This window comes from Mycobacterium sp. UM_Kg1 (assembly GCF_000972925.1).
GTDB classification, from domain to species: domain Bacteria; phylum Actinomycetota; class Actinomycetes; order Mycobacteriales; family Mycobacteriaceae; genus Mycobacterium; species Mycobacterium hiberniae.
This window is the reverse complement of the sequence record NZ_JRMK01000047.1, coordinates 1-21,816: the sequence shown is the minus strand read 5'-3', so window position 1 is coordinate 21,816 and position 21,816 is coordinate 1. Positions and strand designations below refer to the sequence as shown.

Below are 21,816 nucleotides of genomic sequence, written 5' to 3'. Positions count from 1 at the left end.
TCAGCCGAACTCCAGCAGTGTGTAGGCGCCGCGCAGGTTCTTCATCGGCCCCCACTGCCACAACGCCGGAAACACGGTGGCGAAGAACAGGCCCCGGCCCTTCGGCATCGGCACATCGTGCACGGCGCTGATGCCCGGTACCGTGCGGGTCAGTCCGGCGAGCTGAGCCGCCGACAGGCTGAACGGCATCGGGGGCACGCGATAGTGCCGTGATGAACGCATCCCGCGCGGAGCGAGTCGCTTGACCAGGGTCGGCGGCAGATCGAAGAACATCTGACCGCCGGGGAAGCGAGCGGCGCACGCGGAGATCAGGTCGAGGGCCTGACTCGGCTGCAGATACATCAGCAGACCTTCGGCGGTGATGAAGACACCGGCGCTGGAGTCGACCCGGTCCATCCAGCTGTAGTCCAGGGCCGACTGCGCCAGGTTGGTGATGCGCGGCGACGGCGGCAGCAACTGTTCGCGTAGCCGCATCACCGGCTCCAGATCCACTGACACCCACTTGAATCGTGCATCGGGTATGGCGGCGTTCAACCGCCAGAAGCTGGTTTGGAAGCCTTCGGCAAGCGCGACGACCGTCGCGTCGGGGTGTCGGTGCAGGTATGTGGTCGCGCATCGGTCCACAGCCAGCGACCGCAACGCCATCTCCTGGCCGCGACGCCCGAACTTGTCGAAGTCGAATGCGATCGACTCGACGAGTCGAATCGCCTCCGGGTCGTCGATGATGGCCTCGGCGTGCGCGGCCTGATAGGCGCGCCCGCTGAGTGTCATCAGGGCGGTCTCGGAAACCCCGTTCAGCGCGCTGGCGTCGACTCTGGATTCTGGGCGGTCCACCGCGCCCATGGTATCGGAGAAACGGTGGGGCCGGCCTGCGGCGATCTACGGCTGCAGTGCCGGCAGCACCTGTTCGGCCAGCAGTCGCAGGCTCTCCCAGCCCTCCTCCAGGGGCAGCCCGCCGATCAGCGGATGCACGGTCACCCCGGTCCGGCCCGCGCGACACTGCGCGATGAGCTGTTCGGGGGTCAGCACCTCCACCTTGGCCGACGCGCGCAGCTCATCGAGGGTGGCGGCCGGGCTCTCGTTGGGACGCGGCACGTCCGGCACCGCCCAGGAGCTGTACTCGGTCGTCTCGTGCAGGAAGTATCTGCCGCACCGGGCCCACGCCGACTCCGGGTCGGTGGTCAGATGCGTCACGGTGTTGCCGTTCTCGGGACTGAATACAAACCCCTGTTTGCCCAAGCGTGCCAGTTCATCCCGATACACCGCCTCGATCTGGGGCATCGGCATGGGCGGGGAGAACGGCAAGCCGAACCGGGCGGCGCGGCGGGCGGCCGCGGCGCTCATCCCACCGAGAAACAACACGGGATGGGGCTTGGTGTAGGGCTTGGGCGTCACGTCCACCAGGTGGCCCTGGTAGTCGAAAGGCTGGTCGCCCCAAGCCTTGAGCAGCACCTCAAGGCATTCGTCCATCAGCCGGCCGCGTCGCCGGAAGTCCTCCCCGACGGCGTGGTACTCCGCCCGCCGGTAACCGATACCGGCGACGTAGCTGACCCGGCCCGCGGACAGGTGATCCAGTACCGCAATGTCTTCGGCAAGGCGGACCGGATGGTAGAGCGGCACCAACAGCGCGTTGACGCTGATGCGGATGTTGCGGGTGGCCCCGGCGACGGCGGCGGCCATCATCAGCGGCGCGGGCAGCCAGCCGGTGGCGGCCAGATGATGTTCTTCGCAACCGATCGCGGTCACTCCGTTGGCGTCGGCGTAGGCGGCCATGTCCAGCGCCGCCCGGTAGCGTTCGGCATTGCCGGCACCGGGAACGTTGGTCATGTTCAGGCGCAGTGCACTCAGTAGCGGCATGGGCTGAGCGGTCACCTCCTGGGGTGCGGGCACAACGAAACGATCAATCGGGGATCAACGCGGTGCCCCGCGGTTAGCCTAGGGCCTGTGACCGGACCGGTGTGGCAGCCCCGCGGTGTCGGCGCACTGACGGCAGGTGCGACGTGGGCAGCCCAATCGCCGCCGAGCAGAACGGTTTTGCCCGGCGCAGCCGACCCCCAGGTGGCCGCCGCGCTGCTGGCGACGCGAGACGGCGCCGCCGGCGCGCCGCAGCCCGCGGTGGGCGACGTCGTGACGCGCCGGGCAAGCGCGGGTCACACGTTCCGCCAGGTGCTGGCCAGGCGGCCGCCGGTCACCGGCGTTGAGGTCGACGAGTTCTCGTGCGGCAGCGGGACCGACAGGCTTGCCTTGCGCTGGTATCGCAGGGCCGGTACGGCCGGACCCGGCAGCGCGGTGCTGTATCTGCACGGCGGCGGGATGATCCTGGACTGGGCGCATGTGGGTGCGTTGTACGACGCGGCGGTGCGCGGCTATGTCGCTGCCTCCGGAGTGCCGATGCTGGTGGCGGATTACCGCGTCGCCCCGGAGTTCCCGCATCCGACTCCGCTGCAGGACTGCTACGCGGCACTGTGCTGGCTGCGCGAGCACGCCCGCGAGCTGGGCGTCGACCCGGCCCGGCTGGCGGTGATGGGCGACAGCGCGGGCGGCGGACTGGCCGCGGGTGTGAGCATGCTGGCCCGGGACCGGGGCGGACCGGCGATCGCCGCCCAGCTGTTGATCTACCCGATGCTCGACGACCGGAACCGGGATGGCGGCGCGCCGGGCCCGGCCCTGTGCACCTGGAGCTACCAGGACAACGCCACGGGCTGGGCGGCGCTGCTGGGCGAGCGCGCCGCCGACGGCTATGCCGCACCGGCCCGTGCGGACGAGCTGGGCGGCCTACCGCCGACCTACATCGATGTCGGCGGGCTGGACATCTTCGCCGCCGAGGACATCGCCTTCGCCCACCGGTTGCTGGCCGCGGGCGTCGGAGTCGAATTGCATGTCTACCCCGGCTGCCCCCACGCGTTCGACCTGCTGGCGCCCGATGCCGACGTGTCGAAACGCGTTGTCGCGCATCGGCTGAGGTATCTGGGTTCGCTGTAGTCGCGGGACACCGCCCGTGACGCCGACGGTCTAGCGGTCGGGCAGCGCGTGTTCGATGATCGGCCGGCGGGGCTGCGGCTCGCGCTCGCGGCGCTTGGCCGCCAGGTACACCTGGGCCGTCTCCTCGGCGACGGTGTGCCAGTCGAAGTCGGAGCTGAGCCGTTCCCGGGCCGCCACGGCGCGACGTTGAGCGGCCGCGGGGTCATCGAGCACGCGGCACACCGCGGCGGCCAGGGCCGGCACGTCGCGCGGCGGGCAGGACACGCCGGTCTCGCCGTCGATCACCGCCTCGCCCAGTCCGCCGACGTCGGCCACCACCAGCGGAGTGCCGGCGGCGGCGGCCTCGAGTGCCGCCAGGCCGAACGGCTCGTAGTGGCTGGGCAGCGTGGCCACATCGGCCCGATGCAGCAGCTTCAGCAAATCGTCATGGTCGACCCGGCCGATGAACCGGGTTGCCTTGAGCACCCGGTTCTTTCGGGCGCACTCGACCAGCCAGTCCTGCTGGGTGCCGTCGCCCGCGACGGTCAACGTGGTGCCCGGGTGAGCGCGCCGGATCCGGGGCAGGGCCGCGATGATGTCGTGGACGCCCTTCTCGTATTCGAGACGCCCGACGAACAACAGCTCGGGGGGGGCGCTGCGCGGCTGTCGTTGGGCGAAAGGCCAACGCGCGGCGTCGATTCCATTACGGATCACGGTGGTCTCGGCGAGCCCGGGACCGAACAGGTCGGTGATCTCATCGCGCATCGACGCCGAACAGGTGATCAGCGAATCGGATTCGCGGACCAGCCACGACTCCACCGCGTGCACCTGGCGGCTCAACGCTCCCGACACCCAGCCGGAGTGCCGTCCGGCCTCCGTGGCATGGATGGTGGAAACCAGCGGCACGTCATAGAACTCGGCGAGGGTGATCGCCGGATGTGCCACCAGCCAGTCGTGGGCGTGCACCAGATCGGGACGCCACACGCTTTGGCCGCCATCGATCTTCAGCGCCAGCCCGGGGCGGACCATCGAATGGCCCATCGCCAGCGTCCAGGCCATCATGTCGGTGCCGAAGGAGAACTCGTGGGGGTCCTGCGCGGCGGCAACCACCCGCACACCCTCGCTGATCTCATCAGAGGACGGGTGCGTGCTCGGGTCGGTGCCGTCGGGGCGCCGGCACAGCACGACCACGTCGTGTCCGGCTGCGGCCAGCGCGGTCGACAGGTGATGAACATGGCGACCCAGTCCGCCGATCACCACCGGCGGGTATTCCCACGACACCATCAGGATCTTCACGTGGCGGGTCCGTTCTTATGGGTCGGGCGGAGGCAACGGCGGTCGTAGTCCCGGCGTTTCGGGCGCGCGCAGATGCGCGCGCCGTAGGTGGCGCGGGGGCTCACCGTGGCAGCCTACGGGCATCGAGGGCGCCGAACAGGCCGTCGGCCCGATTCCAGCTGTCGGCCAGGCGGGCGGCGGTGTCCCGGTGCCCGCCGGCCAGAGCGTCGGCGATCTCCCGGGTGGCGTGCGCATGCAACTGCGCGCGGTTGCGGGCGTAGTCGGCCGCGGAGTCCTTGCTGACCATGAACGGCCAGTCGCTGGACACCGTCAGCAGGGCCTCACGCAGGATCTGGTCGGCGACCCGGTCACGCGGAGTGGGACCAGACGGCGTCGCCGACTGTGCCAGGGCCTTGTCGACGGCGCCCAGGGCGGTCTCGGTCACCTCGGCGTTGAGCTGCACCAGGTCGGCGACCTTCTCGCCGGCCCACACCCGCCAATCCTTGCCCGAGCCCCACGAACTGGGCGGCAGCTCCACCGGCTGACCGACGAAGCCGGCGCTGATCGCGTCCGAGAGGGTGCCGACGCGGATCCCCGCTTCCGGCAGGGCCCGCAGCACCCGGCCCAGCCAGGTCGGTCCCTCATACCACCAGTGGCCGAACAGTTCGGTGTCGAAGGCCGCGACCACATGCGCCGGGCGCCCGATCCGTTGCGACTCCGCCTGCAGCCGCTTGCGGACCACCGAGACGAAGTCGGCGACGTGGGCGTCGATCGCGGCGTCGGCGCGCTGCGGGTCATACGGTGCCTTCTGCTCGGGCGCGACGTTGCGGCCCGTCACGCGGGACGGCTTCAGCCCGGTGCGGTGGTCATAGGTGTGGAAATCGCGGTAGGCCTCATGCCCGGGATAGCCGGACTTCGGCGACCACACCCGGTAGCTGACCGACAGGTCACGGCCGAACGCGATCACGCTGGAGTCGCCCACCGGCCGGCCCAGCGTGGTGTCGCCGTGCAGCGACGGGCCGTCGACCATGAAGTGCGTGACACCGGCAGCCGCGTACTCGGTCTCCAAGCCGGGGGTGTAGGCGCACTCCGGAGCCCAGATGCCGGTGGGCGTATGGGCCAGCCGCGCCTGGGCGTCGGCCAGGCCCTCCCGCAGTGCGAACTGGCGCAGCCGGGGCGCCAGCAGCGGCTGGAACGGGTGGGCGAGCGGACCGCCGAGCAATTCCACCGTTTCGGCCTGCGCCAACTCGCGAAACAACGGGCTGGCACCGTGGCGCCACAGCAACCCGAACTCCTCGAGGGCCTGCTCGGCGGCGGCGGATTCCCGCAGCCCGAAGGGGCGGATGTCGGGCAGGGTGGTGGCCTGGGTGGCGCGCAGCTGCCAATTCGCCAGCCAGTGGTGCATTCCGTCCAGGCAGTAGGGATCGTCGAGCTGGGCGGCGACCACCGGTGTCACGCCGAGCGTCAGGAGGTTGCGCCGGCCTTCGGCGGCCAGGGTCCGCAGCACCCGGATCAACGGCAGGTACGCCGCCGACCAGGACTGGTAGAGCCATTCTTCGCCGACCGGCCAGCGGCCGTGGTGTGCCAGCCAGGGCAGATGGGTGTGCAGCACCAGGGTGAACAGGCCCGGAACTGAGCCGGGTGATTCCTCGCTCACGGGCGCACCGCGATCGCCACCAGATCCAGGCTGTCATCGATATCCGGGCTGTCGCGGTCCGCGGCATCGAGCATGTCGAAGTCGTCGCTGGTGACTGCGGCGACGTCGGCCAGCAGTTCCGGCGGCCAGGGCGCGTCGGCGACTGCCCGGGCGATCTGGGCGTCGATGATCGAACCGCCGTGCCGGGCGTCCATGCGCTGCAGCGCCGGCCCATGGAAGACGCCGAACATGCCCTCGATGGCGAATCCGCCGTCGCGCAGCAGCTCGGTCAGCTCGGCGGCGTTGAGTTCGCGGGTGTGGAAGGGATTGATCGGGGTGTCGCGGCCGGGGGAGAAGGTGATCCGGTTGGGGGTGGAGATCATCAGCAGGCCGCCGGGACGCAACACCCGGGCGCATTCGGCGACGAACTGCGCCTGATCCCACAGGTGCTCGATGACCTGGAAGTTGACCACGACATCCACGGCGGCATCAGGCAGCGGCAACTCGGCCAGATTCCCCTGGACGGCCTCCACCCGCGGGTAGCGCGCCTGTACGTGGGCCACCGCCGCGTCGTCGTAGTCGAGGCCGATCACCCGTTGTGCGACATCGGCGATCAGGTCGGCGCCGTAACCTTCACCGCAGCCGGCCTCGAGGACGTCGCGACCGCTGCAGCGCGCTGCCAGCTGCCGGTAGACCACCTCGTGTCGCCGGAACCAGTAGTTCTCGACGTCGAGTCCGGGGATGGTGCGCTCCCCGGTCAGCGTCAGCGTGGCGGCGCCGGGCGGCGTCTCGGTGGGGTCCCCGGCGGGATTCGTAGATTTCATCGCACAGGCAGGCTAACGCGAAGGGCGCGGTCTGCGAACCGGCTACCCCGCACTGGCATTATCACGACCCGCTACGCTGTACACGCGAACCGCATTAAGTTACCGGTGAGTAACATTTCTCGTGCGGCTGCGTGAATCGCTACCGAAGTCTTGTGGCCCGCCGCAGGACCCCTTCGAGGAGGACGAACCACACTCATGACGAACATCGTGGTCCTGATCAAACAGGTCCCAGACACCTGGTCGGAGCGCAAACTCAGCGACGGTGACTTCACGCTGGACCGTGAGGCTGCCGACGCCGTACTCGACGAGATCAACGAGCGCGCCGTCGAAGAGGCGTTGCAGATCCGGGAGGCCGAAGGCGCCGAAGGCACGGTCACGGTCCTGACGGCCGGCCCCGAGCGGGCTACCGAGGCGATCCGTAAGGCGCTGTCGATGGGTGCCGACAAGGCTGTGCACATCCTCGACGACGGTCTGAAGGGTTCCGACGTCATCCAGACCGGCTGGGCGCTGGCGCGTGCCCTGGGTGCCATCGAGGGCACGGAGCTGGTGATCGCCGGCAACGAGTCGACCGACGGCGCCGGTGGCGCGGTTCCGGCGATCATCGCCGAGTACCTGGGCCTGCCCCAGCTGACCCACCTGCGCAAGCTGACCGTCGAGGGCGGCAAGATCACCGGCGAGCGGGAGACCGACGACGGCGTGTTCACCCTGGAGGCAACGCTGCCGGCCGTGGTGAGCGTCAACGAGAAGATCAACGAGCCGCGCTTCCCCTCCTTCAAGGGCATCATGGCCGCCAAGAAGAAGGAAGTCACCGTGCTCACCCTGGCCGAGATCGGCGTCGAAGCCGACGAGGTCGGTCTGGCCAACGCCGGTTGCAAGGTGACCGCTTCGACCCCGAAGCCGCCGAAGACCGCCGGCGAGAAGGTGACCGACGAGGGCGACGGCGGCAGCAAGATCGCCGAGTACCTGGTCGGCCAGAAGATCATCTAAGCGCTCCCCGGACCTGGAAGAAGACGGAAGAAATAGACATGGCTGAAGTACTTGTGCTCGTCGAGCACGCTGATGGAGCGCTGAAGAAGGTCAGCTCCGAACTGATCACCGCCGCGCGTGAGCTCGGCGAACCGTCTGCCGTCGTCGTCGGTGCCCCCGGCACCGCCGCCCCCCTGGTGGACGGCCTGAAGGCGGCTGGAGCCGCCAAGATCTACGTCGCCGAGTCCGACGTGGTGTCTGGCTACCTGGTCACCCCGATCGTCGACGTGCTCGCCGGGCTCGCGGAGTCGGCCGCCCCCGCGGCGGTGCTGATCGCCGCCAACGCCGAGGGCAAGGAGGTCGGCGGACGGCTGGCGGCCCGGATCGGTTCGGCTCTGCTGGTCGACGTGGTCGACGTCAAGCCCGGCGCCAAGGTGGTGCACTCGATCTTCGGTGGTGCCTACACCGTCGACGCCGAGCCCACCGGCGAGCTCCCGGTCATCACCGTGCGGGCGGGTGCCGTCGAGCCGGTGCCGGCCGACGGTGCGGGCGAGCAGGTCAACGTCGAGGTTCCCGCGCCGGCCGAGAACGCCACCAAGATCCCCTCGCGGGAGCCCGCCGTGGCCGGTGACCGGCCGGAGCTCACCGAGGCCCCCATCGTGGTCGCCGGTGGCCGCGGTGTGGGCAGCGCGGAGAGCTTCTCGGTGGTCGAGGAGCTGGCCGACTCGCTCGGTGCCGCCGTCGGCGCCTCGCGTGCCGCGGTCGACTCGGGCTACTACCCGGGTCAGTTCCAGATCGGTCAGACCGGTAAGACGGTTTCGCCGCAGCTCTACATCGCCCTGGGGATCTCCGGTGCCATCCAGCACCGGGCCGGTATGCAGACGTCCAAGACCATCGTCGTGGTCAACAAGGACGAGGAAGCGCCGATCTTCGAGATCGCCGACTTCGGCATCGTCGGCGACCTGTTCAAGGTCGCTCCGCAGCTGACCGAGGCGGTCAAGGCCCGAAAGGGTTAGATTTCCTCTGTGTGAGCAGTCGGCAAAGCCCCCGCACGCCTGGCGTGTCGGGGGCTTCGCCGTTTCTGCGAGGGCGCGACGCCCAATGCCGGCAGCTGCGCGAGCTGCTCGGTGCCGCGCGCGCCGGCCGTAGCCAGGTGCTGGTCCTGCGGGGCGAGGCCGGGATCGGCAAGACCGCCCTGATGGACTACCTGGCCGGCGCCGCGACGGATTTCCAGGTGATCCGGGCCGCCGGGGTGGAGTCCGACATGGAGCTGGCGTTCGCCGGGCTGCAGCAGCTGTGTGCCCCGCTGATCGACCAGGCCGGCCTGCTGCCCGAACCGCAGCGCGAGGCGCTGGCCATCGCCTTCGGCACCAGCAGTGGGCCCGCGCCGGACCGGTTCCTGGTGGGGCTCGCGGTGCTGGGGCTGCTCGCCGGAGCCGCCGGCCGCAAGCCGCTGCTGTGCCTGGTCGACGACGCCCAGTGGCTCGACCGCGTCTCGGTGCAGGCGCTGGGCTTCGTGGCGCGCCGGCTGCTGGCCGAACCCGTGGTGCTGGTATGCGCGTTGCGGGAGCCCGTCGAGGGTCTGACCGGGCTGCGCAAGCTGATGTTGCGCGGCCTGGCCGACCCCGACGCCCGTGCGCTGCTGGAATCAGCGCTGCCGGGCCGGATCGACGCCCGGGTCGCCGAACGCATGGTCGCCGAGACGCACGGCAACCCGCTGGCGCTGGTGGAACTACCCCGGGGACTGTCTGCCGCCGAGCTGGCCGGCGGGTACTACCGCCCGGACGTGGTGCCGGTGGCCGGGCAGATCGAAACCCACTATCTGGCGCGGATTCGCGCGCTGCCCCACGACGCCCAACGGCTGATGTTGATCGCCGCCGCCGAACCGCTGGGGGACGCCACCCTGCTGCCGGCGGCCGCCCGGGCGCTGGGCCTGGCTGCCACGGCCATGGCCCCGGCCGAGGAAGCCGGCCTGATCGAAGTGGGCGCGCGGGTGCGGTTCCGGCATCCCTTGGTGCGCTCGGCGATCTACCGTGCGGCCAGCCTGCAGGACCGCCGAGACGCCCACCGCGCGCTGGCGCAGGCCACCGACCCCGAGCGCGACCCCGACCGGCGGGCCTGGCATCGCGCCCTTGCGGCAGCCGGCCCCGACGAAGCGGTCGCCGTGGAGCTGGGCCGCTGCGCCGACCGTGCCGCGCTGCGCGGCGGCGCGGCCGCGGCGGCGGCCTTCCTGGCCCGCGCCGCCGAACTCACCCCGGACCCGCTGCGGCGCGGCTCCCGCGCCCTGGATGCCGCCGAAGCCAAGATCGCGGTGGCCGAATTCGATGTCGCCGGCGAACTGCTGGCCGTCGCCGAACTGGCACCGCTGGACGAGCTGCACAGTGCACGGCTGGCGCGGATGCGCGCGCAACTGGCGTTCACCCGGGGCCGGGGCAGCGGGCACGCTCCCACCATTCTGGACTCGGTGCATCAATTCTTCAGGGCGGCAAGTCATTTGGAGTCACTGGACGCGGAGATGGCCCAGCAGGCCCTCCTGGAGGCGGTCAGCGCGGCGATGTACGCCGGCCGGGCTTTCGGCGACCACGTACGCGGGCACACCGCGGCGGCGCTGGCCGCCGGATCGCAGAATCTCCCGCACCGGCCCGCCGATCTGTTGTTGCGGGCCCTGACCACCAGAATCAGCGCGGGCGTCCAGGCAGGCCGTGCACCGCTGCAGGCGGCGGTGGCTGCGCTGACCCCGCAAACCTGGTCCTGGCAGGCGTTTCCGGTCGGCTACGAAGCCGCGGTGCACGACTTGTGGGATGACGACTCCTGGTATCGGATCGCCACCGACGCCGTGCGCGTGGCCACCGACACCGGCGCACTGGCGATGCTGCCCACCGCCTTGGCCACCCGGGCCGGCGTGCATGTGCTGGCCGGTGAGTTCGCCGCCGCGCGGGCACTGATCGCCGACGCCGAGGCCCTTTCGGCGGCCGCCGGCCAGACGCCGGTGCGCTATCACGCGCTGGTGCTGGCCGCCTGGACGGGTGTCGAGGCGGAGGCCACCGCGCTGATCGAGGCTGCGGCGCGCAGCGGGGCGGCGCGCGGGGAGGGCCGGATCGTCGCGCTGATCGGCTACGCGTCCGCGGTGCTCTACAACGGGCTGGGCCGCTATCGGCCGGCGTGCGAGAAGCTGCGTCATGCCCTGGAATACGAAGATCTGGGCCTTTACGGGATGAACCTGGCCGAGCTGGTGGAGGCGGGAGTCCGGGCGGGCGAGCCGGAGCTGGCGGCCCAGGCCCTGGCGCAGCTGCAGGACCGCGCCACGGTCAGCGGAACGGACTGGGGGCTGGGCGTGCTGGCCCGCTCGTGCGCGCTGCTGCATGACGGGCCGACCGCCGAGGAGCACTATCGCGAGGCCGTCGAGCGGCTGGGGCGCACCCGGATCGCCGTGGACCTGGCCCGCGCGCACCTGCTGTACGGGGAATGGCTTCGCCGGGAGAAGCGGCGCACCGACGCTCGCACTGCGCTGCGGATCGCCCACGATATGTTCAGCGGTTTCGGTGCTCAGGCCTTCGCGCAGCGCAGCCGACGCGAACTGCTTGCGCTGGGGTACAAGGCCGGCCCCCGGACTGCGACCGCCGGAGAGGTCCTGACGCCGCAGGAACGTCAGATCGCCGACCTGGCGGCTGCGGGCCTGACCAACGTCGAGATCGCCGCGCAGCTGTTCATCAGTGCGCACACCGTCGAATGGCATCTGCGCAAGGTCTTCGCGAAGCTGGGCATCCGCTCACGCCGGGAACTGCGAGACACCGCCACGCATCGCTGAGCGCAGACTACGGACTTTCCGGGGTTCCCCGACCCGTCCCACGGTGCCAGGGTCGAGGTATCGAACCGTACGGGAGAGGGTGTGGTGGGGATGAAGATCACTGTGATGGGCGCCAGCGGGCAGATCGGCGCCAAAGTCGTCGAACTGCTGCGCGCCGCCGGGCACGAGACGGTGGCCGCGGCCCGCAGCAGCGGGGTGGACGTACTCACCGGAGACGGCCTCGCCGAGGCCTTGTCGGGCGCCGACGTGCTGGTGGACGTGCTGAACTCACCGGACTACGCCGACGGCCCGGTGTTGGAGTTCTTCACCACCTCCACCACCAACCTGGTCGGTGCGGCCACCGCGGCCGACGTCGGACACTACGTCGTGCTGTCCATCGTCAACTGCGACGGCCTCCCCGACAGCGGCTACATGCGCGCCAAGGTCGCCCAGGAACGCCTCGTCGCCGAGTCCGGGTTGCCCTACACCGTCGTTCGCGCCACCCAGTTCCACGAGTTCGCCGACGGCATCGTCGCCTCGTTCACCGTGGACGGCGAGATCCGGGCGCCCGAAGGCCTGATCCAGCCGATCGCCGGTGCCGACGTGGCTGCCGAAGTGGCCCGGGCCGCGCAAGGCGCGCCCAGGGACGGGATCATCGACATCGGCGGCCCCGAGAAATTCACCTTCGCCGAGCTGGCCGCCCTCGTCTTAGACCACCGCGGCGAAAAGCTCCCGATCGTGGTCGACGCGTCCGCGGTCTACTTCGGCACCAAGGTCGGTGACACCGGCCTGGTCGCCGGCGATGGCGCTACCCTGGCCCCCACCCGGCTGGTCGACTGGCAGGCGGCCCAGTGAGCGGCCTGGCGGGGCAGACGGCGCTGGTGACCGGCGGGACCTCCGGCATCGGCCTGGAGTCCGCGCGGCTGCTGGCGCGCGAGGGCGCCCAGGTGATCATCACCGGCCGTTCGGCTGCTCGTGGGGCCGCCGCGGTGGAAGAACTCGCCGGCGCGGCGCGATTCGTGGCCGCCGATCTCTCCGACCTCGACTCGGTGGCATCCCTGGCGCGCGAATGCGGCGACGTCATCGACATCGTGGTGAACAACGCCGCCAGCTTTCCCGGCGCGCTGACCGTGGAGCAGGACGTGGCATCGTTCACCGCGACGTTCGACACCAACGTGCGCGGCGCCTATTTCCTGGTCGCCGCGCTGGCGCCGGGAATGTTGCGCCGTGGGCGCGGCAGCATCGTCAACGTCACCAGCATGGTCGCCCACAAGGGCGTGCCCGGTGCGTCGAGCTACAGCGCCTCCAAAGCCGCGTTGGAGTCCCTGACCCGCACCTGGGCCGCCGAGTTCGGCCCGCACGGCGTGCGGGTCAACAGCGTTGCGCCGGGGCCCACCGCCACCGAGGGGGTCGCCGCGCAGTGGGGCGACGTCAACGACGAACTGGGGCGGGCGCTGCCCCTGGGGCGCACCGCACGCGCTGCGGAGATCGCCGAAGCCGTGCTGTTCCTCGCCTCGCCGCGGTCGAGCTTTATCACCGGATCGACACTTCATGCCGACGGCGGGGGAGTCGCCGCCTGACGCACAATTCGTCACCAAGCGTGCATCGAGATGTCATGCGGTGATTGCCTGGTCGCAGCTTGGCTGGGCGACCGTGGCCGGTGTGAGCACTGGTTCTGTTCTCATCGCCCCCCAACCCGCAACCGATTCCCCTTCCACTGGTATCGACAGCCCGCGTTACTCGCTGCTGTTGTCCACCGATCCCGACATGATCGACGCCGCGCAGCGGCTGCGCTACGAGGTGTTCAGCACCGAGCCCGGCTTCTGTCTGAGCGATTCCGGGCAGCCCCACCCTGGCCGCGACGCCGACCGCTTCGACGAGTACTGCGACCACCTGCTGGTGCGCGACGAGGACTCCGGTGAGCTCGTGGGCTGCTACCGGATGCTTCCGCCCACCCGGGCGATCGCCGCTGGAGGCCTTTACAGCGCAATGGAATTCGATATCTCAGCGCTGGACCCGCTACGGCCCTCCCTGGTCGAGATGGGGCGCGCGGTAGTCCGGCCGGGCCACCGCAGCGGCGCGGTGGTGCTGCTGATGTGGGCCGGGATCCTGGCCTACCTGGACCGCTACCAGTACGACTACATCACCGGTTGCGTCTCGGTTCCGGTGTGCGGCGAAGGCGTCCCCGGCTCTGCGATCCGCGGTGTGCGCGACGTCGTTCGGCGGCGGCACGCCTGCGCCTACCGGCTCACCCCGTATCGGCCGGTGACGGTCGACGGCAAGAGCCTCGACGAGATTGCGCCGCCGGCGCGCCCGACCCTGCCCCCGCTGCTGCGCGGCTACCTGCGCCTGGGGGCGCGCATCTGCGGTGAGCCGGCCCACGACCCGGCCTTCGGGGTCGGTGACTTTCCGGCCCTGCTGCGCCGCACCGACGCCGACATCCGGTACCTGCGGCGACTGAGGTCGGTGGCCGCCGCATCGGTGGTATCCGGGGCCGACGCGGCCGTCCCGGCGTGAACCCGCCGGCCGGAAACGCCTGGGAACCCCGGGCGGTCTGCACGCCGCGGTGCGTCCGCGCGGGCGAGCGGCGCGCAGGGGCGGTGGTGGCACTGCGGCTGGTGCTGGCGGTGCTGCTGGTGCCGCTGCTGCCGCTGTTGGCGCTGCCGGTCCCCGGGCGGGCCCGGCTGCAGCGGGGCTGCTGCCGGTTGGTGTTGCGCTGCTTCGGGGTGCGGGTGACCACGACCGGTGGGCCGGTACGCAACCTGCGCGGGATATTGGTGGTCAGTCCGCACGTGTCGTGGCTGGACGTGTTCGTGATCGGTGCGGTGTCGCCGGGGAACTTCGTCGCGCGCGCCGACCTGATCGGCTGGCCCGGAATCGGGACGCTGGCACAGCTGATGCGAATCATCCCCATCGAGCGCGACAACCTGCGCCGGTTACCGGTGGCGGTCGCCGCGGTCGCGGCCCGGCTGCGCGCCGGGCGCACGGTGGTGGCCTTCCCCGAGGGCACCACCTGGTGCGGGCGCTCCCATGGCCGGTTCTATCCGGCGATGTTCCAGGCCGCCGTCGACGCGGCCCGGCCCGTACAGCCCCTGCAGCTGAGCTACCACCATCGCGACGGCTCGTCGTCGACTGTGCCGGCCTTCGTCGGCGACGACACCCTGCTGGCCTCGATGCTCCGGTTGATCACCGCACGGCGCACCGTCGCCCGCGTGCACGTCGCCGCCCTGCAACTGCCGGGCACCGACCGGCGTGAGCTGGCCGCCCGCTGCCAGGCGGCGGTGGACTGGCCGGTGCGGCACCGCCGGCGAACCCACGTCGTGTGCTGAACGGCGCGGCCGCCCGCCGCAGCGCCGGGCCGGCTGCTGGTGCCCGGTATCCTGGCCAGGTCATGGTCTATCTGGATCACGCCGCCACCACCCCGATGCATCCGCAAGCCATCGAGGCGATGACAGCTGCGCTGGCAACGGTGGGAAACGCCTCCTCGCTGCACGCGGCGGGCCGCGCAGCGCGACGCCGGATGGAGGAGTCCCGCGAATCGGTCGCCGCACGGCTGGGCGCACGCCCGTCGGAGGTGGTGTTCACCGGCGGCGGCACCGACGGCGACAACCTGGCCGTCAAGGGCATCTACTGGGCCCGTCGCGATGCCGACGCCCGTCGGTGCCGCATCATCACCACCGAGGTAGAGCACCACGCGGTGCTGGATTCGGTCGGGTGGCTCGCCGAGCACGAAGGCGCCGAGATCACCTGGTTGCCCACTGATGCCGACGGGTCGGTGTCGCCGGATGCGCTGCGTGCCGAACTGGCCGCCGGTGGGGCCGACGACGTCGCCCTGGTATCGGTGATGTGGGCCAACAACGAAGTCGGAACGGTGCTGCCGATTGCCGAACTGGCAGCGGTCGCAGGCGAGTTCGGGGTGCCGATGCACTCTGACGCGGTGCAGGCCGTCGGGCAGCTTCCGGTCGATTTCGGTGCCAGCGGCTTGGCCGCCCTGAGTCTGACGGCCCACAAGTTCGGCGGACCGTGTGGGACCGGCGCATTGCTGATCCGTCGTGACGTGAGCTGCGTCCCGTTGACACACGGCGGGGGACAGGAGCGCGACATCCGTTCTGGCACGCCCGATGTCGCAGGAGCGGTTGGCATGACGGCGGCGCTTGAGGTGGCTGTCGGCTCGCTGGAGGCCACCGCGTCGCGGCTTGCCGCGTTGCGTGATCGGCTCATCGACGGGGTGCTCGCCCGCATCGACAACACCCGCCTCAACGGATCCCGGAGCCACCGGCTGCCCGGCAACGCGCACTTCACCTTCGCCGGCTGCGAAGGAGACTCCCTGCTGATGTTGCTGGACGCCAACGGCATCGAATGCTCCACCGGATCGGCGTGCACCGCGGGAGTCCCGCAGCCGTCGCACGTGCTGACCGCTATGGGCGCCGACCCGGTGGCCGCCCGCGGATCGTTGCGACTGTCGCTGGGGCACACCAGCGTCGACGGCGATGTGGACGCCGTGCTGGCGGTGCTGCCGGGCGCGGTGGAGCGGGCCCGCCAGGCGATGCTCGCGGCCAGCGGAGCGCCCCGATGAAAGTGGTCGCCGCGATGAGCGGCGGGGTGGACTCCTCGGTGGCGGCGGCGCGCATGGTCGATGCCGGGCATGAGGTGGTCGGCGTGCATCTGGCCCTGTCGCGCAACCCCGGCACCCTGCGCACGGGTTCCCGAGGCTGCTGCTCGCGCGAAGACTCCGACGACGCCCGCAGGGTCGCCGATGTCCTGGGAATCCCGTTCTATGTCTGGGATTTCTCCGAACAGTTCCAAGACGAGGTGATCGACGACTTCGTCGACTCCTACGCCCGCGGCGAGACCCCCAACCCCTGTGTGCGATGCAACGAGAAGATCAAGTTCTCCGCGGTGGCCGCCCGGGCGCTCGCGCTCGGTTTCGACATGGTGGCCACCGGTCACTACGCCCGGCTCGACAACGGTCGGCTGCGGCGCGCGGTGGATCCCGACAAGGACCAGTCTTATGTGCTGGCGGTGCTGAGCGCCGAACAACTCCGGCACGCGGCCTTTCCCATCGGGGACACTCCCAAGCCGCAGATTCGGGCCGAAGCCGCCGAGCGCGGACTGGCGGTGGCGAGCAAGCCCGACAGCCATGACATCTGCTTCATTCCGACCGGCGACACCCGCACCTTTCTGGGCGGCCACATCGGTGTGCGGCCCGGCGCGGTGGTGGACACCCGGGGATCGGTGCTGGCCGAACACGACGGCGTGCACGGCTTCACCATCGGCCAGCGCAAGGGCCTGGGCATCGCCGGGCCGGGGCCGGACGGCCTGCCGCGCTACGTCACCGGCATCGACGCCGCGACCGGAACCGTCACCGTGGGGTCCGCCGAAGATCTGGACGTGGTGGAGTTGACCGGCCGGGCGCCGGTGTTCACCGCCGGACAGCCGTGGGACGGGCCCGTCGAATGCGAGGTACAGGTGCGCTCCCACGGCTCCGCCGTCGGCGCGGTCGCCGAACTGGTCGGCGACGACCTGCGGGTGCGGCTGCGCGAGCCGCTGCGCGGTGTCGCGCGCGGCCAGACGCTGGCCTGCTATCGCCCAGACCCCGCGGGCGACGAGGTGATCGCCAGCGCCACCATCACCGACACCAGCCGATAGCAGCAGGCATGGGCGCCCGCGCACGCCGGCAGCAGGTCAGCCCGGGATGCCGGAGGCCATGTTGGTCACCACCAGTTCGGCGTCGGACTCCGTAAAGCCGCAGTAGGTGACCTCCAACAAGACCACCGACTTGATCCGGTAGGTCCGACCGCAGTCTCCGGCGCCGGTTCGCAGGGTCTGCCCGTCGGTGTCCCAGTTTCTGACCAAGCCCGGCCCGGCCGAACTCTCGGCGCACTCGGCGACCGTGGTGACCAGATCGTCGAGAGCGTGCCGGGCCGATTCGGCGTCGGGGTAGACGGCCGCGCCCTCGGAGAGCAGCGCGGCCCGGGGCGGATATTGGTAGGTGGTCTTGTGGAAGCGGGTCGGCGCGGACCCGAACACCTCGGTCTCGTTGAAGATGAACCGGCACGGCGGAGGCAGGGCCGCGGCGAATCCCTCGAGGTCGGTCGGGGTGCGCGAATCCATGGTGGGAATGACCGTCAGTTGCTCGTCGACGCCGACGAGTGCCCTGATCCGGGGCGTGTCGAGCAGGATCCGGTTCAGGTCCACCGAGCCCTCGACGGTCGGCAGGGGCAGCGGGGGCAGCGCCGTCCCGGTCACCAGCCGGGTACAGCCGACCAGCACGGCGGCAACGGCGCACAACGGCAACCACCGCGCGGTCTTCACCCCGTCAAGGCTAGCCCGCCGTGGACCGGGCCACTGCCCTTCAATACGGTTGCCCAGTGAGTGCTTTCGCCACCGGTACCGGACTGGGGTCGTGGCCGGGCACCTCGGCGCGTGCGGCGGCCGAGGTGGTGGTCGGGGAGCTGGGCGGCGGCCTGGCACACCTGGTCGAGCTGCCGGACCGCGGTGTCGGCGCCGACATGATCGGCCGGACCGGCGCGCTGCTGGTCGACATCGCCCTGGATACCGCGCCCCGCGGTTATCGGCTGGTGGCGCGCCCCGGCGCGGCGAGCCGGCGTGCGGTGAGCCTGCTGGGCGAGGACATCGATGCCCTCGAAGAGGCCTGGGAGATCGCCGGGCTGCGCGGCAGCGGGCACCCCGTCAAGGTTCAGGCAGCCGGTCCGCTGACCCTGGCGGCGCAGCTGGAGCTGGCCAACGGCCACCGTGCGGTCACCGACCCCGGCGCGGTTCGGGATCTGGCCGCATCGTTGGCCGAGGGGCTGGCGGCGCACCGGGCGGATCTGGTCCGCCGGCTCGACACCGAGGTATTCGTCCAGCTCGATGAGCCGTCCCTGACCGCAGCGGTCGCCGGCCGGCTGGCCGGGGTCACCGCGCTGACCCCGGTGCCCCCCATTGAGGAAGCGGTGGCCACCACGCTGCTCGACGGCTGCGCAGCAGCCCTCCAATCGGACGTGCTGGTGCACAGTTGCGCACCCGATATCGCATGGAATGTATTGCAGCGCAGCGCGATTACGGCGCTGGCGCTGGACTGCACCGCGTTGGAATCCAGCGACTACGACCAGATCGGTGCATTCATCGACTCCGGCCGCACAGTGGTGATGGGGGTGGTGCCTGCGCTCGCCCCGGCGCGACTGCCCGCCGTGGAGGAACTGGCGTCGGCGGTGGCGGCGATCACCGACCGGATCGGATTCGGCCGCTCGACACTGGCCGAGCGGGTCGGAGTCAGCCCGGTCTGCGGCCTGGCCGGCGCCGGCGCGGCGTGGGCGCGCACCGCGGTCGGGCTGGTGCGCAGGGTGGGCGAGGCGCTCAACGACGACCTCGACGCCATATAACTCGCCCCTGCCCGAACCGCTGGGCGCATGTCGCGGTCAGGACCCGTCCAGACACCGGATCAACCGCTGCGGCGCGATCAGCCGAAACGAGGCGTCGACCAGCTCGCGGACTTCGTCCCAGTCCACTGCGGCGGCGTCGAGATCCAGTCCCAGCCAGCCGAACGGACCCAGGTACATCGGAAAGAAGAATCGCCGGTCCTGCTCCAGCGCCCGCCGCTCCGACTCGTCGATCTTGACCAGCAGCGCGTGCGGATAAGCCATGACCGTGCCGGTGGTCTTGCTGGAGCCCCCGTAGATCGCGAACATCTTCGGCGCGCAGAACACCGGGCGGCCCCAGGAGACCTTCTCGAACGCTTCGGGAAAGCCCAGCGCGATGCTGCGCAGCTCTGCCAGGCCGGGGTCATCGTCGGCGAACATGATCGGGTGTGGCATGTCGCCAGGGTAGCCAGCAGATAACCTGCGGGGGTGAGTCCACAGGCCGACAGCGTGACCCCGGAACTCCGGCGGCAGTGGCACGACCTGGCCGAAGAGGTACGCGAACACCAGTTCCGCTACTACGTCAAGGACGCGCCGATCATCACCGACGCCGCCTTCGACGAGCTGTTCAACCGACTGCTCGCACTGGAGGATGCCTACCCGGAGCTGCGCACCGCCGACTCGCCGACCCAGCTGGTCGGCGGCGCGGGTTTCACCACGGATTTCGCTCCGGCCGAGCACCTGGACCGGATGCTGTCCCTGGAGGATGTGTTCTCGCCCGACGAGCTGACCGCCTGGGCGGGACGGGTCAGCGCAGAGATCGGCGGCGACACCACCTATCTGTGCGAGCTCAAGGTCGACGGCGTGGCCCTCGGGCTGGTCTATCGCAACGGTCGCTTGAGCAGCGGCGCCACCCGTGGTGACGGCAGGGTCGGCGAGGACGTGACGCTCAACGCGCGCACCATTGCCGACATCCCCGAATTCCTCACCGAACACCCGGAATTCCCCATCCCGGCCGTGCTGGAGGTACGGGGCGAGGTGTACTTCCGGCTCGAGGACTTCGAGACCCTCAACGCCGGGCTGGTCGCCGAGGGCAAGCCGCCTTTCGCCAACCCGCGCAACAGCGCGGCCGGATCACTGCGGCAGAAGAACCCGGCGGTCACCGCCCGGCGCAACCTGCGGATGGTGTGCCACGGCCTGGGCTACGCAGAGGGGTTCAACCCCGACACGCTGCACGGCGCCTATACCGCCATGAAGGCCTGGGGGCTGCCGGTCTCGTCGCACACCGCCCGCGTCGAGGGTATGGAGGCGGTGGCTGAGCGCATCCGCTACTGGGGCGAACATCGCCACGACGTCGAACACGAAATCGACGGTGTGGTGGTCAAAGTCGACGACCGGGCACTGCAGCGCCGCCTCGGGGCCACCTCCCGGGTGCCGCGCTGGGCCGTCGCCTACAAATACCCGCCCGAGGAGGCACAGACCACGCTGCTCGACATTCGGGTGAGTGTCGGGCGCACCGGGCGGGTCACCCCGTTCGCCTACATGACCCCGGTCAAGGTCGCCGGCTCCACCGTCAGCCTCGCCACCTTGCACAACGCCTCGGAAGTCAAGCGCAAGGGTGTGCTCATCGGCGACACCGTGGTGATCCGCAAGGCCGGCGACGTGATTCCCGAGGTTTTGGGGCCGGTGGTCGAGCTGCGCGACGGCGACGAGCGCGAATTCGTCATGCCGACCCACTGCCCGGAATGCGGAACGCTACTCGCGCCGGCGAAGGAAGCCGACGTCGATATCCGCTGTCCCAATGCCCGGTCCTGCCCGGCGCAGTTGCGCGAGCGGGTCTTCCACGTCGCCGGCCGTGGCGCTTTTGACATCGAGGCCCTGGGCTACGAAGCCGCGACCGCGTTGTTGAGCGCCGGTGTCATCACCGACGAAGGCGACCTGTTCACCCTCACCGAAGACGACCTGCTGCGTACCGATTTGTTCACCACCAAAGGCGGTGCACTGTCCAAGAACGGGCGGCAACTGCTGGCCAACCTCGACAAGGCCAAATCCCAACCCCTGTGGCGGGTGCTGGTGGCGTTGTCGATTCGGCACGTCGGACCGACCGCGGCCCGGGCCCTGGCCACCGAATTCGGCAGCCTGGATGCGATCACGGCGGCCTCTACCGAGCAATTGGCCGCCGTCGAGGGAGTGGGTCCCACCATCGCTGCCGCCGTCACGGAATGGTTTGACGTCGACTGGCATCGCGCGATCGTCGACAAGTGGCGGGCCGCCGGGGTGCGGATGGCCGACGAACGCGACGAGAGCATTGCGCGCACCCTGGAGGGGCTGAGCATTGTGGTGACGGGCTCGCTGGCCGGGTTCTCCCGGGAGGCGGCCAAGGAAGCGATCATCGCCCGCGGGGGCCGCGCGGCCGGTTCGGTGTCGAAAAAGACCGCTTACCTCGTGGCGGGCGACGCACCGGGCTCGAAGTATGACAAGGCCGTCGAACTCGGGGTGCCCGTCCTGGACGAGGCCGGTTTCGTCAACCTGCTGGCTGAGGGCCCGTCTGCCGGATCAAATTAGGTTGTTCTCAGCTTATTGACAGCGACAGTGAAGTGTGGCAGCCTCCCAGCTAAGTGCAACACGATGTTGCAGTTCGTTGGGTGAGGGGCCGCGAACGCGGGGCCTGTCAGCCTTCTCGGATCGATGTGCAGGCCGGATGAGCGGGGACACGATGACCACTGGCGAGAATGGCTTCCGGGGCCCGGGAACCGGCGTGGACGAGCAGCCGCCCGTCGCCTACCGTTCGCGCGGATCCGCGCGTGACACCCGCAAGCGGATGCTCGGCGTCAATGTCGCGATTGGCACGTTTCTGAGCTTCGGCATGCTCCCGCTGGCCGCCGCACCCACCGCGCAGGCCGATATCGAGGACGTGTTCGACCAGCTGTTCTCGCCGTTTGTGGACGCGGCGACCAGCGGCGTCGACTGGGATGCGTTCACCGACGCCACGGCGTGGAGCACCTT

20 protein-coding genes are annotated in these 21,816 nt (G+C 70.4%); 13 read left to right on the top strand and 7 right to left on the bottom strand.

Annotation, left to right across the window (positions count from 1 at the left end; all coding sequences use genetic code 11):
- Nucleotides 1-843: a class I SAM-dependent methyltransferase gene (locus tag LI92_RS09670; RefSeq protein WP_046318350.1), complete on the bottom strand. Its 843-nt coding sequence runs from the start codon at nt 841-843 to the stop codon at nt 1-3.
- A gap of 36 nt (nt 844-879) precedes the next feature.
- Complete coding sequence (locus tag LI92_RS09665) at nt 880-1,857, bottom strand: LLM class flavin-dependent oxidoreductase (RefSeq protein ID WP_046318359.1); 978 nt, start codon at nt 1,855-1,857, stop codon at nt 880-882.
- Nucleotides 1,858-1,944: 87 nt separating this feature from the next.
- Here LI92_RS09665 and LI92_RS09660 point away from each other — a divergent pair, with 87 nt between their 5' ends.
- Entirely contained in the window at nt 1,945-2,982 is a 1,038-nt protein-coding gene (locus tag LI92_RS09660) for an alpha/beta hydrolase (RefSeq protein ID WP_286134983.1), read from the top strand.
- Between the two features lie 30 nt (nt 2,983-3,012).
- On the opposite strand, the gene LI92_RS09655 is transcribed toward LI92_RS09660, so the two are convergent.
- The 3 genes from LI92_RS09655 to LI92_RS09645 form a co-directional block, all read right to left on the bottom strand.
- Nucleotides 3,013-4,257 (bottom strand): glycosyltransferase family 4 protein, encoded by a 1,245-nt coding sequence (locus tag LI92_RS09655; RefSeq protein WP_046318348.1) that lies wholly within the window; start codon nt 4,255-4,257, stop codon nt 3,013-3,015.
- A gap of 100 nt (nt 4,258-4,357) precedes the next feature.
- On the bottom strand, nt 4,358-5,893 hold the full coding sequence (locus tag LI92_RS09650) for a 1,4-alpha-glucan branching protein domain-containing protein (RefSeq protein ID WP_046318347.1): 1,536 nt from the start codon (nt 5,891-5,893) through the stop codon (nt 4,358-4,360).
- Nucleotides 5,890-6,696: a class I SAM-dependent methyltransferase gene (locus LI92_RS09645; RefSeq protein ID WP_046318346.1), complete on the bottom strand. Its 807-nt coding sequence runs from the start codon at nt 6,694-6,696 to the stop codon at nt 5,890-5,892. The genes LI92_RS09650 and LI92_RS09645 overlap by 4 nt, the downstream gene beginning before the upstream one ends.
- A gap of 195 nt (nt 6,697-6,891) precedes the next feature.
- Between LI92_RS09645 and LI92_RS09640 the strand changes: the two genes are divergently transcribed.
- From LI92_RS09640 to mnmA, 9 genes are all read left to right on the top strand, one after another.
- Nucleotides 6,892-7,683, top strand: a complete 792-nt coding sequence (locus tag LI92_RS09640) for an electron transfer flavoprotein subunit beta/FixA family protein (protein WP_046318345.1) — start codon at nt 6,892-6,894, stop codon at nt 7,681-7,683.
- A gap of 38 nt (nt 7,684-7,721) precedes the next feature.
- Nucleotides 7,722-8,678, top strand: coding sequence for an electron transfer flavoprotein subunit alpha/FixB family protein (locus LI92_RS09635; RefSeq protein WP_046318344.1), 957 nt, complete (start codon nt 7,722-7,724; stop codon nt 8,676-8,678).
- A gap of 11 nt (nt 8,679-8,689) precedes the next feature.
- Nucleotides 8,690-11,470 (top strand): helix-turn-helix transcriptional regulator, encoded by a 2,781-nt coding sequence (locus LI92_RS09630; RefSeq protein WP_286134981.1) that lies wholly within the window; start codon nt 8,690-8,692, stop codon nt 11,468-11,470.
- Nucleotides 11,471-11,560: 90 nt separating this feature from the next.
- A complete protein-coding gene (locus LI92_RS09625) occupies nt 11,561-12,304 on the top strand; it encodes an SDR family oxidoreductase (protein ID WP_046318343.1) in 744 nt (247 codons plus the stop codon).
- Nucleotides 12,301-13,029 carry an SDR family NAD(P)-dependent oxidoreductase gene (locus tag LI92_RS09620; RefSeq protein ID WP_046318342.1) on the top strand — a complete coding sequence of 243 codons (729 nt, stop codon included), beginning with the start codon at nt 12,301-12,303 and terminating at the stop codon, nt 13,027-13,029. The genes LI92_RS09625 and LI92_RS09620 overlap by 4 nt, the downstream gene beginning before the upstream one ends.
- A gap of 82 nt (nt 13,030-13,111) precedes the next feature.
- Nucleotides 13,112-13,966, top strand: coding sequence for a GNAT family N-acetyltransferase (locus tag LI92_RS09615; RefSeq protein ID WP_046318356.1), 855 nt, complete (start codon nt 13,112-13,114; stop codon nt 13,964-13,966).
- Nucleotides 13,963-14,778: a lysophospholipid acyltransferase family protein gene (locus LI92_RS09610; RefSeq protein ID WP_046318341.1), complete on the top strand. Its 816-nt coding sequence runs from the start codon at nt 13,963-13,965 to the stop codon at nt 14,776-14,778. Before LI92_RS09615 ends, LI92_RS09610 begins: the two co-directional genes overlap by 4 nt.
- Nucleotides 14,779-14,840: 62 nt before the next feature.
- Complete coding sequence (locus LI92_RS09605) at nt 14,841-16,025, top strand: cysteine desulfurase family protein (protein WP_046318355.1); 1,185 nt, start codon at nt 14,841-14,843, stop codon at nt 16,023-16,025.
- Nucleotides 16,022-17,098 carry a tRNA 2-thiouridine(34) synthase MnmA gene (gene mnmA, locus LI92_RS09600; RefSeq protein WP_046318340.1) on the top strand — a complete coding sequence of 359 codons (1,077 nt, stop codon included), beginning with the start codon at nt 16,022-16,024 and terminating at the stop codon, nt 17,096-17,098. The genes LI92_RS09605 and mnmA overlap by 4 nt, the downstream gene beginning before the upstream one ends.
- Before the next feature lie 36 nt (nt 17,099-17,134).
- On the opposite strand, the gene LI92_RS09595 is transcribed toward mnmA, so the two are convergent.
- A complete protein-coding gene (locus LI92_RS09595) occupies nt 17,135-17,764 on the bottom strand; it encodes a sensor domain-containing protein (protein WP_046318339.1) in 630 nt (209 codons plus the stop codon).
- A gap of 56 nt (nt 17,765-17,820) precedes the next feature.
- Here LI92_RS09595 and LI92_RS09590 point away from each other — a divergent pair, with 56 nt between their 5' ends.
- Nucleotides 17,821-18,834, top strand: a complete 1,014-nt coding sequence (locus LI92_RS09590) for a uroporphyrinogen decarboxylase/cobalamine-independent methonine synthase family protein (RefSeq protein ID WP_046318338.1) — start codon at nt 17,821-17,823, stop codon at nt 18,832-18,834.
- Nucleotides 18,835-18,870: 36 nt separating this feature from the next.
- Here the strand turns inward: LI92_RS09590 and LI92_RS09585 are convergent, their stop codons facing one another.
- Entirely contained in the window at nt 18,871-19,266 is a 396-nt protein-coding gene (locus LI92_RS09585) for an MmcQ/YjbR family DNA-binding protein (protein WP_046318337.1), read from the bottom strand.
- A gap of 33 nt (nt 19,267-19,299) precedes the next feature.
- On the opposite strand from LI92_RS09585, the gene ligA reads away from it, so the two are divergent.
- Together ligA and LI92_RS09575 are read left to right on the top strand one after the other, a co-directional pair.
- Nucleotides 19,300-21,375: an NAD-dependent DNA ligase LigA gene (gene ligA, locus LI92_RS09580; protein ID WP_046318336.1), complete on the top strand. Its 2,076-nt coding sequence runs from the start codon at nt 19,300-19,302 to the stop codon at nt 21,373-21,375.
- Nucleotides 21,376-21,526: 151 nt separating this feature from the next.
- The coding region (locus tag LI92_RS09575) for a hypothetical protein (protein ID WP_046318335.1) at nt 21,527-21,816 on the top strand (290 nt) is incomplete at its 3' end.